The sequence below is a fragment of the Daejeonella sp. genome (assembly GCF_037719425.1).
In the GTDB taxonomy this organism is placed as follows: domain Bacteria; phylum Bacteroidota; class Bacteroidia; order Sphingobacteriales; family Sphingobacteriaceae; genus Daejeonella.
The window spans coordinates 1-12,514 of record NZ_JBBJNI010000129.1 but is presented as its reverse complement, the minus strand read 5'-3'; the positions used below and the strand labels follow the sequence as shown (position 1 = coordinate 12,514).

Here is a 12,514-nt window from a genome sequence, read left to right as displayed (position 1 = left end):
CTTGGCGAAGCTTACTATTCGGTTAAAAAGTATACCAGGGCTATTGAGATCCTATCCGGTCTTGAAGAAAGCGACCAGCAGACTGAATCGTCACTTTATTTTATTTCCATGAGCTATAAAGCACTAGAGAATTACCCCAAGGCCATTGAGTATTTCAATAAAACGTTGAAAGAGAGTATCAGCCCCAACACATCTGAATATTATGCGTTAATCGGTGATTCGAACCAGAAAAGAAATCAGATGAAATCCGCATTAGCGTCGTACCAAAAAAGCCTGTTCTTTGAGAATAAACCCATGACTATCTATTCGATGGCCACCATTTACGATCAAAAGCTAAACGATAAAGCGACAGCCTTAAAATATTATAAGCGATATCTGGAAGCGAAGCCTCCTAAGGATCATGAAAGCTATGTGGAGTATAGCAAATATAGGATTGCGCAGTTGGGGAAGTAACGAGATATTAAAATTCAGTCCATTAGTAAGGATGTCAATTGCAGGAATATTTATCAAGAGCTGTAAACTCTCGCTCGCTTACTTGGGCGTAACTTCCCCTACAACAAACAAACAATGTTGGACTCTTGAAATAATTTTTAGAAAATTTATCCGTAAGAGAGTTCTTGAACCCAAGAATATTATAGCGACAACTATCCCCTTTGTCATTATCGCTTTGTTCTATAGAAATCTCCTCAACATTAGCTTGTTGAAACTCGGACTTCAATAGGTCAAAGTCGAAAATGCAAAAGAAAGCTGGTGTACTAACGACATGATTATAATATTCTTTTAGGTGCGAGCATAAGTTTTTATTGCTCCTGATGATGCAGTCCATGTCAATGACGGATATCCCGCCACCGTGGTTTCTGAATGAATCGCTATTAAACCTTTTTTTAATGGGGTTATATTTTCTGATGTGTAACGTTCTAATAAGAAGCATGATTTTATCAAAAGCTCATTTAAATATGATTCAATTTCATCCATTCTAACATTTTCTCTCTCAAACGCAGTTTCGTAATCTGCTCCTTCTCCGATCTCATGGGTAATATCTAACGTCAAATCCGGATTTACCGTAATATCAAAGAAATTCTTATCAATCTTACTAGTGATTTTTACACCTCCTTCTGAAGTTGGAGTAATTGCGTAATCAAATTCATTTTTCTGAAAATGGTTAAAGAGAAAACACGCATTTTCGATAACACTACTCGATATACCCTTCCCAGCACCAAAGTCCCATCCATCCTTTAATTCATACAGAGATCTAATCTGATCTGGAATATTTGACTCAAGCCGAGGGTACGACAAAAATTTAAATGACGATGTATATGATTTTCTATTCATTTTTATTTGTTGTCCTTTTGTTTGGACTTTCTTGACACTAATTCTTCCGAACTTAAAATTTTAATACCAAACTGTTTCTCATAATCATTCTCCATTTGAGAAAGAATAGTTTTTAAACTTTTAATTGTTGATAAAGGCAGAGTTATAGCTACTTTATCGGCTTTGTTCTGATTGAAAATAAGATAACAATCAGAATGGGTAAGACCTGCTTGAAAACCATTTGCATAAAAAGCGGGTTTATCCCCAGTCTTTAAATACTGTGATAATGGATCAGGTCTGACTGCACCAAGCGGCTCTTGTTCTTGGAATTCCTTTTTCTCGATCGACATAAATAGTTGTTCCTTTTTACAATAATACAAAAGTTCCTCTTTATGTTTGCTAGACGAGTATCATATTTAACATTAGATAACATCTCTCTTCATCAGCCTCGCTACATACTTACCAATTATATCAAACTCCAGGTTGACGGCGTCACCCTCTCTCAGATGCTGCATGTTAGTATGTTCGAATGTATAGGGAATGATTGCAACTGAAAATGAATTTTCCTGCGAATTAACAACGGTAAGGCTTATGCCATTTATACATATGGAGCCTTTTTCCACTGTTACATTTCCCAGCGCAGAATCATAGTTAAAAGTATATTCCCAACTGCCCTCAAGCTCCCTTACCTCAGTGCATTCTGCGGTTTGATCAACATGACCCTGAACGATATGCCCGTCCAGACGACCATTCATTTGCATGCAGCGCTCAAGATTAATCAGATCACCAATTTGAAGTGTTCCTAAATTAGATTTTAGTAGAGTTTCTTCGACCGCCGTCACAGTATGCTCACCATCAGCAATACCTACCACAGTTAAACAAACTCCATTGTGTGAAACTGACTGGTCGATCTTAAGCTCCAGAGAAATATCAGATTTCACAGTGAAGCAAAGATTGCCTTTCTCGGCTTTTATTTCTTTCAGCTGTCCTAAAGTTTCTATTATTCCGGTAAACATTGTTCGATGAATTAATATTCTTTTCTATTTTTCTTCCAGGCGGAAAGTGGAGCTAACTCATTTGTTCCTATTTCAGAAATGCTTTGTATCTTCATAAAACTTGCAGCTAAAACAGCAGCGATCATGGCTTCATCTTTATCAGCATTCTTTAAATTATCCGGCGTAAAATATTTACTTACAAAGTGTGTATCAAAATCTCCACTCACAAAAGCGGGATGCTGCATCACATATTTACCAAATCCCAGAGTAGTCTGAATTCCTGTTATTGTGTATTCGTCAATTGCTCTGATCATTCGTTCAATAGCTTCCTTCCGGTCTTTGCCATGCGTGATCAGCTTCGCTATCATCGGATCATAATAAATAGGAATATCCATTCCCTGCTCAAAGCCGTCATCAACCCTTACTCCGGGTCCCTTAGGTGTTTTATATGTTTGCAGGTTGCCAATATCAGGAAGGAAGTTATTTGCAGGATCTTCGGCGTATACACGCACTTCAATTGCGTGACCGTTAATTTCCAGATCTTCCTGTTTAAAGCTTAATTTTTCACCCCTTGCAACTCTGATCTGCTCTTTTACAAGGTCTATTCCGGTAATCATTTCAGTCACGGGATGTTCAACCTGCAGCCTGGTATTCATCTCCAGAAAGAAAAAATCAAGATTCTCGTCGAGAATAAACTCTACTGTTCCGGCGCCAGTGTAATTACATGAACGAGCAGCATCCACCGCACTCTGTCCCATCTTTTGCCTTAGTTCCGGACTCAGCACGGATGAAGGCGCTTCCTCCACAACTTTCTGGTGGCGACGCTGAACAGAACAATCACGCTCAAATAGGTGAACAATATTCCCGTGATTATCTCCCATCACCTGGATTTCAATATGCCGGGGGGAGGATACGTACCGCTCAATAAAAACAGATCCATCACCAAAAGCAGATGTGGCTTCTGATACTGCAAGATCCATTTGTTCTATAAAATCTTCGGCTTTTTCAACAATCCGCATCCCTTTACCCCCACCACCAGCCGCAGCTTTGATAAGTATAGGAAAGCCAATCTCTACCGCTCGCTTTTGCGCAAGCGGGATATCTTTGATGGCTTCTTCTGTCCCTGGAACCATGGGGATATTAAATTTAAGCGCGGCAGCTTTGGCTGAAAGTTTATTACCCATAATTTCCATCGCCTCGGGCGACGGGCCTATCAGTATCAAACCTGCTTCTTTGACCTTTCTCGCAAATGCTGCATTTTCCGAAAGAAAGCCATATCCGGGATGGATACCCTGTGCTCCAGTCGTCTTACAGGCTTCAATTATTTTATCGCCTAGTAAATATGATTGGGAAGATGCTGGCGGACCGATGCATACGGCTTCGTCTGCATATCGGACATGCAAGGCATTACGATCAGCTTCAGAAAAAACTGCAACTGTTTTAATTCCCATTTCAGACGCAGAACGCATAATACGAAGCGCTATCTCACCACGATTGGCAATCAGGATCTTTTTCATCAATATATTGTTTTTTATCAGCTATTAAGTCCGCCCAGGCCAACCATTCGGACGGACTTTCATGAGCATTGTTATTTCGGCCTGTGAGCGGCATTGCTGATGATGGTTCCATCTACAAATGTAATTCTTTTAAAATGCCTAGAAATGCTTTGCTGGATATCTCAATGAATCTTTTTCAACGCCTGAACAGTATATTCAAGCATAGAATCATTCAGATCAAGATGAGTGACAAAGCGGATCATTTGCTTACCAAAGGTGTTGCACTTAATCCCTGAATGATTAAGGTGATCAACAAACTCATCGGGTTTATGATGACCGTCAAGTTCAAATATCACAATATTAGTATCAACCGGCATAACGCTTTTCACATATGACAGGCCACTCACCGTTTCACCCAATACTCTCGCCCGTTTATGATCTTCAGTGAGCCGCTTAACATTATTATCAAGAGCATAAATTCCGGCCGCAGCAAGAAATCCCGCCTGACGCCATCCCCCACCCATCACTTTCCGCACTCTTTTTGCCTTTTGAATCAATTCTTTACTTCCAAGTAAGACAGATCCAACGGGCGCACCAAGTCCTTTAGAAAGGCAAACCGAAATCCCATCAAACAGATCTCCGTAGTCTTTTGCTTCATCTTTAGTTTCGACCAAAGCATTGAAGATGCGTGCACCGTCAAGATGAAGAGAGAGCCCTTTCATCCTGCAAAGATGATATATAGACTCTATTTGATCAATTGTATAAAAACTTCCTCCTCCCCGGTTCACCGTGTTTTCCAGGACAACCAGGGTAGTTTTCGGATAATGAATATTATCAGGATTGATATGCGGTTCAATTAGTTCCGGATTTAATCGCCCTCTATCGCCGTACAACAGACGCACAGAGGCCGACGAGTTGAATGCGATGCCACCACCTTCATATCTGTACACATGTGCAGTTTCATCACAAATGACTTCTTCCAAAGGATTCGTAAAACACTTAATAGCAATTTGATTGGTCATTGTTCCCGAAGGACAAAAAAGGCCCGCCTCCATACCGAATATGTCGGCAGTTTTCCTTTCCAGAGCATTTACGGTTTCATCCTCATCAAAAACATCATCCCCAACTTTTGCACTCATCATGGCATCCAACATCCCCGGAGTAGGGTGGGTCACGGTATCGCTCCGAAGGTCGACGATCATTCTTTTTTCATCCATGGTTAAAATTAAATTTTATCCGCCTTATTAAGATATTTTTTGAAATAAATTCACGAGTCGAAAAACCGGATGGCTAGAGTTGGGAACTGGTAGAAACCAGACACATGAACTCAGCCTCCCCGTCAATAGGGTTTGCTAAAGCACAGAGTTTTATTTTGTCCATTTTTTTAACTTTCGTATAAATTCATACATTTAGCTTTTTATAAGCGAACGAAACTATGATCATTATTGCAGATGGAGGGTCTACCAAGACCAATTGGTGTTTATTGAATAAGACTGGTCAAAAAATATACTTTAATACCCAGGGTTATAATCCATATTTTGTCGATACTCACTACATCACAGAGTCACTTAGAAGTGATCTTCCGTCTGATCTTAACCTTGAAGAGATCACCGAGGTGAATTATTACGGCGCCGGGTGCTCAACAGACGATAAGGTAAAAATTGTTGCCGATGCTATGAAAGCTGTCTTCAAAAATGCAGAAATTCATGTTGGACATGATCTTCTTGCTGCTGCGAGAGCTTTGCTGGGACTTGACACTGGTTTTGCTGCTATCCTGGGAACCGGAACAAATACTGGTATCTACAATGGGAAAGATATCGTCCACAACATCGATTCTGCCGCGTATATATTGGGAGACGAAGGAAGCGGTTGCTATATCGGCAAAAAACTATTGACCGATTATCTGCGAGGTTATATGCCTGAAGTTGTAAGACAACGCTTTTGGGATACTTATAAACTTACAGTTGATGAGGTCACTGATAATATCTATACGAAGCCATTGGCAAATCGCTTTTGCGCCAGCTTCAGTAAATTTGTTTATGACAATAATGTACACGCAGAATACTCCAGGGGAATTGTAAAGACCTCTTTTGTCGACTTCTTTGCAAATCTTGTCAGCCATTACCCCAACTATAAAGACTACACGTTTAACTGCATTGGTTCAGTGGGCTATAACTTCAGAAACGTTCTGGAAGAAACCGCTGTGGAGTATGGTATGTCAGTAGGCAAGATCATCCGCTCACCTATAGATGACCTGGTGCGTTATCATGTTGAGCTTGCTCCGAGAAAGTAAATTAGCAAATTTGGAAATGAGCAAATTAGTAAATGGAGGAGCGCACCCAATTTGCTGATTTGCTGATTATCTCATTTGCTAATTTCCGTCACTTCCCGAAAGAAAGTTCCTTCTGAAATAATCTGGCGTATTTTCTTTTGTCGAATTTGTAGAGCTTGGCGGCACGGTAGGAGACACCTTTTTGTTTTTCGTCAAGTTCCTTCAGTATCCCATAATTCAGCATTTTCTTGCGAAAATTACGCTTATCCAGTTTTTTATTGAGTATGACTTCGTACAGGTGCTGAAGCTGTGTTAAGGTGAATTTCTCAGGCAACAATTCAAAGGCGATTGGCTGATAACTAATCTTGTTCCTGATTTTATCAAATGCTCTACCGAATATTTTATCATGATCGAACGCCAGTTTGCGAAGTTCGCCCAGAGGCGTCCACACTGCTCGCTTCGCATAATTAGTAATTGGCACCGGCTTTAGATCTTTGTTGCCGCTGAGCCTGATCATTGCATAATAGCCAACCGTAATCACTCTACCCTGCGGATGCCTGTTAACATCCCCGAAAGTATAGAATTGATCCATATAGATACCTTTAAGCCCGGTTAGTTCATACAAAATGCGTTCTGCGGCATTGTCAAGACTTTCATCTTGCTCTACAATGTACCCAGGCAGTGCCCACCAATCTTTAAATGGCTCAACATTCCGCTCTATCAGAAGGATTTTAAGCTCACCCTCATCGAAACCGAAAATTACACAATCGATCGAAAATACGGAATCAAATTTGGGAAGGATAGTTTCCAAGGCTCTCAATAATTTAAAGACTAAATATATAATGATTAAAAGGAACTGGATGAAAAAATATTGGAAAAATTACTTAGTGTAAAAAATACACACTATATTCGTTTGCACTAACAGATAGTTAAGATTGGCTGGGATAAAAAAAATTGGCGTTTTTACTTCCGGTGGTGATGCACCAGGTATGAATGCGTGCATACGCGCTGTTGTCAGAACGGCACTATTCGAGGGTGTAGAGGTCGTTGGGATACGCCAGGGTTATCAAGGGATGCTTGAGAGTAATTTTTGGGATATGACTGCCCGTGATGTTGGAAATATCATCCACATTGGCGGTACCATTCTCAAGACGGCCCGTTGTCTCGAATTCAAGACCGACGAGGGAACAAAAAAAGCTTACGAGAATCTTAAGGAATATGGGATTGATTCGCTTGTTGCTATTGGAGGAGATGGTACAGCAAATGGCGCAAGCCGTCTTTCACAAAACCATGGAATTCCGGTACTGTGTATTCCCGGAACAATAGATAACGATCTGTATGGGTCTGATTTCACGCTGGGATTCGATACCGCAACCAATACCGTAATTGAAGCTATTGATAAGATCAGAGATACTGCTGCCTCTCATGACCGTCTGTTTTTTATTGAAGTTATGGGACGTGATTCTGGGTGCATCGCATTACGCGCAGGTATAGCGGGAGGGGCAGAGGCCGTTTTACTTCCCGAACGAGATACGGCAATAGACGAGCTTATCGAGAAATTATCAAGCCACGCAAATAATCAGAAATCGTCGAGTATAGTAATCGTTGCAGAAGGCGATAAAAACGGAGGGGCATATCATGTTGCCGAGCGTGTCAAAGAAAAATTTGATTTTTACGACAGTAAAGTCACTATATTAGGCCATTTACAAAGAGGGGGCAGTCCGAGCAGTTTTGATCGTGTATTGGCCAGCAGGCTGGGTTTTGCAGCAGTAAGGGCATTACTAAACGGCAAAGACAGGCAGATGGTTGGGTTACGTGGTAATTCTATCGTACTCACGCCTCTTGAAGAAGCATTGCATTTTTCTCATTTTAAACTTGAGGATGATCTGCTTGAAATGATAAATGTGTTATCTATATAGTTTATATGATTGCGGTAGTTTATAGTGGATCGAGGTTTGCGGACTGGAAGCTTGCAGAAAAAGGGAAGATCGTTTCAGAGTTTAAGACACAGGGTATCAACCCATTCTTCAATGATAAAAGCTCTATAAATCTGTTGCTAAATAAAAACGTTCAGCTTATCAATAATGCTGAAAAAATCAAATGGGTATACTTCTTCGGCGCCGGAGCTTCTTCCCCAGAACGCCAGGAGGTTGTCGCCGATGCTTTCGGATCTTTTTTCCGATACAGCCGCGTAGTTGTCGACCATGATCTCAAAGCTGCAGCCCTGGCCGCATGCGGAGATGAACCATGTGTATTAGGCATACTTGGAAGCGGATCTAATGCTGCCTACTTTGACGGTAAGAAGGTTCATCGCAACAATTACGGGCTTGGATACATACTGGGCGATGAAGGATCTGCGAACTGGCTGGGCATACATTTATTGAAGGCTTTTCTGAATAGTAAGATCCCGCCTGAGTTTGAGAAACTGTTTCATAAAAAATATGACCTGGACAGGACACAAATACTTGATAAAGTGTACAAACAGCCCCAACCGGCCTTATTTTTGAGTTATTTTGCTGATTTCTTAATGGAACACCGGGAGGAACCTTTTGTTAAACAACTCGTGATCCGGGGGTTTGATGTCTACCTGAAAACATATATTATTCCGCTTAAAAAGAACTATCCGGATGCACCTATCCACATGGTAGGAACCGTTGCGTCGGGATTTCAAGATTATTTAAATGAGGCTGCGGCAAATAATGGCTTATCCGTAGGCTCTGTAATTAAGGAGCCTATATATAATTTATTAAAATATTACTCGAATAAAAACTAAAAAACGGATCCGAGTTCGCATGAACGCATGCGATAATAGTCTTTCGGATTTACAACAATTAAAATCAAAAAACAATAACATGAAAGCATCATGATCTTATCAATAACCAATGCAATGAGCATAAGATCATGATAGCCCTGCCTACCGGCAGGCAGGTTCATCACAATTAAAAACAAAATTATAAACAGATGAAAATTGGAATTAATGGATTTGGCCGGATTGGCCGCTTAGCTTTCAGAGCTGCAATTGAACGTGATGGTGTTGATGTAGTTGGCATCAATGATCTTGTTGAACCAGATTACATGGCATACATGTTACGATATGATTCAACGCATGGTAAGTTCAGTGGCACGATTGAGGTTAAAGACGGAAATCTTGTTGTGAATGGCCAGACCATACGCGTTACTGCAGAAAAAGACCCTGTAAATCTTAAATGGAACGAAGTTGGTGCAGAAGTGATCATTGAATCAACAGGTTTATTTTTAACGCAAGCTGACGCACAAAAACATATTGATGCTGGTGCTAAGAAAGTTGTGCTTTCCGCACCCGCGAAAGATGATACCCCTACTTTCGTAATGGGTGTTAATCACAAAGAGCTTAAAGCAAATCAAAATATAGTTTCGAACGCATCATGTACCACTAACTGTCTGGCTCCGCTTGCTAAAGTATTACATGATAATTTTGGTATTGTTGAAGGCTTAATGACAACAGTTCACGCTGTTACAGCAACGCAGAAAACTGTTGACGGTCCGTCTGCAAAAGACTGGAGAGGCGGCAGAGGTGCTTATCAGAATATCATTCCGTCATCAACCGGTGCTGCGAAAGCTGTAACCCTTGTTATTCCTGACTTAAAGGGAAAACTTACTGGTATGTCTTTCCGTGTTCCTACTGCTGATGTATCAGTTGTAGATCTAACCGTTCGTCTTGAAAAAGGCGCTACATACGATCAGATAAAGAAAGCTATGAAAGATGCATCTGAAGGCGAACTTAAAGGCATTCTTGGTTACACTGAAGATGAAGTAGTTTCTACGGATTTCTTAGGAGACGCACGTACCTCCATCTTTGATGCAAAGGCTGGTATCGCCCTGAATGACAACTTTGTTAAAGTTGTTGCATGGTATGATAACGAGTGGGGATATTCAAATAAGATCATTGATCTTGTTCAGCATATTGGAACGGTAAAATAGATTAGGATTGTAGGATTCATAGGATGCTGAACGGAGAATTTCTCAAATAACAATCCTGATTAGATTTTAAATACTAACTGGAGCCCTGCTTTTTTATAGAGCAGGGCTTTTTTTTACCCCAATGGAAACTGAACCAGGAGCAAGAGCCAGGATTTAGGCAAGTGTTAAGAAATTTGTTGTTAGTAGAAATTCTCAAGCTACGACTAACGGTCTTGATTCCTGGTTCCTGGCTCTTGGCTCAAATAGTTCCCGTTTAGTATCCAATTATCTATTTTTACTGTACAAACTCAAAAGACACCTATGAACAAAGTATCCTGGGGAATTATTGGCTGCGGCGACGTCAGCGAAGTAAAGAGCGGTCCAGCTTTTAGCCTTGTACCAAATTCAGAATTGGTCGCCGTGATGCGACGCGATGCTGCAAAAGCTGAAGACTATGCAAAAAGGCACAACGTAAAGAAATGGTATTGTGATGCCGGCAATCTGATCAATGACGATGAAGTTAATGCAATTTATATAGCTACCCCTCCGGCCTATCACGAAGCTTACGCTTTACAAGCTTTTGAAGCCGGTAAGCCTGTCTACGTAGAAAAGCCGATGGCCCTGGATTATGCAGAAGCAGATCGAATGCGTAAAGCGTCTGAACAGCACTCGTCTAAGCTAAGTATCGCTCACTACCGCAGAGCACAGCCACGGTCCATTAAGATATTACAGCTGCTTAATGAAAAAGCCATTGGCGATATCCTTTCGGTCGACCTACGATTTCGTCAAGCCTATCAGGCAGGCAGTGAAAACACGTGGCGCACTAACCCGGCTGTATCCGGCGGAGGGTTATTCCACGACCTTGCGCCGCATCAGTTAGACCTGATGACTTTCTTTTTTGGCGATCCTTTAAAAGTTGAAGGAACATCACTAAACCGTGCAAACCTGTATGATGCTGATGATTATGCAAGCGCCGACATATTATTTCAGAACGATGTGAAATTCACGGGAGTCTGGGATTTTAATGCCCGGCTTGGTGATGAAATAGATATCTGCGCAATACAGGGAACAAGTGGTATGATCCGTTTCGAGGTGTTTGGTGCCATATGCGAGTTGGTAACAAACGGGCAAACCCAACGACTTGAGTTCGATCATTTACCACATGTACAGCAGCCCATGATTGAGCAAGTTGTCAGATATTTTCTTGATCAGGCTGCAAATCCGTGCTCTGCAAAAGACGCTGTCGAGGTGATGCGAATGATCGACAAAATTACGGGGAAGCTTAATTAGCAAATGTGTAAATAAGTAAATTAGCAAATGTGCATCGCCGTCAAGCAATTTGCTCATTCTCAAATTTTCTCATTTGCTAATCTCCTTAATTTGCTAATTTTAACACAATTCCCCCCAAAGGCGGCAGGTTCATTAAGCCGGATTGTTCTTTTCCGTGCCAGAATATTTGCTCAGAAATGATTACTTGCTCTTTCACAAACCCACTTCCGTAGAACTGTTGTTCATCAGAATTAAGAATGATCTGCCACTTACCTTCGGCAGGCAAACCTATTCGCCAGGAATTGCGTGGAACAGAAGTTAGGTTTAGGATTATGAGGAGATCATTCTTTGGCTGATGCCCTTTTCTGGAGTACACAAGAACAGAATTCTCCGCATCACCGCCCTCTATCCATTCGAAGCCGGCACTTTCGAAGCTTTTCTCATATAGTGCTGGCTCTGATGTGTAAAAAGCATTCAGGGATTTGACCATTTCATTAATACCGTGATGAGAGGCGTGTTCGAGCAGATGCCAGTCGAGCGAATGGTTAAAATCCCATTCTCTGCTCTGTGCTATTTCATTCCCCATAAAAAGGCATTTGGTGCCCGGATGGGTGAACATATACATATAAAGTAAACGAAGATTGGCAAACTTCTGCCATTCATCACCGGGCATCCTGTTCAGCAGAGATCCCTTACCATGCACCACTTCATCGTGTGAAAAGGGCAACATAAAGTTTTCCGTGAAAGCATATTCTGTACTGAAGGTTATCCGGTTGTGATTGTATTTGCGATGAACGGGATCTTCTGAGAAATATTCCAATGTATCGTTCATCCATCCCATCATCCATTTCATGCCGAAACCAAGTCCGCCTGTGTAGGTTGGCTTACTTACACCAGGGAACGCTGTAGACTCTTCTGCGATAGTCTGCACGTCAGGGAAATTGGAATAAACCGCTTCGTTAAATTCCTTTAAGAAACTAATGGCCTCCAGATTTTCATTCCCTCCAAATTCATTAGGTATCCACTCTCCCGGCTCACGCGAGTAATCCAGATACAACATCGACGCTACAGCATCTACTCTTAGCCCGTCCGCATGATATCGGTCCAGCCAGAAGATCGCATTGCTTATCAAAAAAGACTTAACCTCATTTCGTCCATAATTAAAAATGTACGATTTCCAATCGGGATGAAACCCCTTTTTCATATCAGCATGCTCATACAAATGGGTCCCG

13 protein-coding genes are annotated in these 12,514 nt (G+C 41.3%); 6 read left to right on the top strand and 7 right to left on the bottom strand.

The features are described 5' to 3' along the window. Positions 1–453: tetratricopeptide repeat protein (locus WKF69_RS15140; protein WP_340382911.1), on the top strand; the 453-nt coding region annotated here is incomplete at its 5' end. Between the two features lie 327 nt (positions 454–780). Here the strand turns inward: WKF69_RS15140 and WKF69_RS15135 are convergent. From WKF69_RS15135 to WKF69_RS15115, 5 genes are all read right to left on the bottom strand, one after another. Then, on the bottom strand, positions 781–1,332 hold the full coding sequence (locus tag WKF69_RS15135) for a hypothetical protein (protein ID WP_340382910.1): 552 nt from the start codon (positions 1,330–1,332) through the stop codon (positions 781–783). A 2-nt stretch (positions 1,333–1,334) separates the two neighbouring features. Next, positions 1,335–1,661, bottom strand: a complete 327-nt coding sequence (locus WKF69_RS15130; RefSeq protein ID WP_340382909.1) for a hypothetical protein — start codon at positions 1,659–1,661, stop codon at positions 1,335–1,337. Between the two features lie 72 nt (positions 1,662–1,733). Beyond that, a complete protein-coding gene (locus WKF69_RS15125) occupies positions 1,734–2,327 on the bottom strand; it encodes a riboflavin synthase (RefSeq protein WP_340382908.1) in 594 nt (197 codons plus the stop codon). Between the two features lie 11 nt (positions 2,328–2,338). Then, on the bottom strand, positions 2,339–3,823 hold the full coding sequence (accC, locus tag WKF69_RS15120; RefSeq protein WP_340382907.1) for an acetyl-CoA carboxylase biotin carboxylase subunit: 1,485 nt from the start codon (positions 3,821–3,823) through the stop codon (positions 2,339–2,341). A gap of 161 nt (positions 3,824–3,984) precedes the next feature. Then, the gene (locus tag WKF69_RS15115; protein WP_340382906.1) at positions 3,985–5,019 is read right to left on the bottom strand and encodes a GntG family PLP-dependent aldolase; all 1,035 of its coding nucleotides are present in this window, start codon (positions 5,017–5,019) and stop codon (positions 3,985–3,987) included. 218 nt (positions 5,020–5,237) lie between these two features. Between WKF69_RS15115 and WKF69_RS15110 the strand changes: the two genes are divergently transcribed. After that, positions 5,238–6,095 (top strand): N-acetylglucosamine kinase, encoded by an 858-nt coding sequence (locus tag WKF69_RS15110; protein ID WP_340382905.1) that lies wholly within the window; start codon positions 5,238–5,240, stop codon positions 6,093–6,095. An 88-nt stretch (positions 6,096–6,183) separates the two neighbouring features. Here the strand turns inward: WKF69_RS15110 and WKF69_RS15105 are convergent, their stop codons facing one another. Further along, on the bottom strand, positions 6,184–6,885 hold the full coding sequence (locus tag WKF69_RS15105) for an NUDIX domain-containing protein (protein ID WP_340382904.1): 702 nt from the start codon (positions 6,883–6,885) through the stop codon (positions 6,184–6,186). Positions 6,886–7,009: 124 nt separating this feature from the next. On the opposite strand from WKF69_RS15105, the gene pfkA reads away from it, so the two are divergent. The 4 genes from pfkA (at position 7,010) to WKF69_RS15085 (ending at position 11,303) form a co-directional block, all read left to right on the top strand. Then, positions 7,010–7,993, top strand: a complete 984-nt coding sequence (gene pfkA, locus WKF69_RS15100; RefSeq protein WP_340382903.1) for a 6-phosphofructokinase — start codon at positions 7,010–7,012, stop codon at positions 7,991–7,993. Positions 7,994–7,998: 5 nt separating this feature from the next. Then, positions 7,999–8,847 carry a hypothetical protein gene (locus tag WKF69_RS15095; protein WP_340382902.1) on the top strand — a complete coding sequence of 283 codons (849 nt, stop codon included), beginning with the start codon at positions 7,999–8,001 and terminating at the stop codon, positions 8,845–8,847. 188 nt (positions 8,848–9,035) lie between these two features. Next, complete coding sequence (gap, locus tag WKF69_RS15090; protein ID WP_340382901.1) at positions 9,036–10,034, top strand: type I glyceraldehyde-3-phosphate dehydrogenase; 999 nt, start codon at positions 9,036–9,038, stop codon at positions 10,032–10,034. 300 nt (positions 10,035–10,334) lie between these two features. After that, positions 10,335–11,303: a Gfo/Idh/MocA family oxidoreductase gene (locus WKF69_RS15085; RefSeq protein ID WP_340382900.1), complete on the top strand. Its 969-nt coding sequence runs from the start codon at positions 10,335–10,337 to the stop codon at positions 11,301–11,303. Between the two features lie 85 nt (positions 11,304–11,388). Here the strand turns inward: WKF69_RS15085 and glgB are convergent. After that, positions 11,389–12,514: 1,4-alpha-glucan branching enzyme (gene glgB / locus WKF69_RS15080; RefSeq protein WP_340382899.1), on the bottom strand; the 1,126-nt coding region annotated here is incomplete at its 5' end.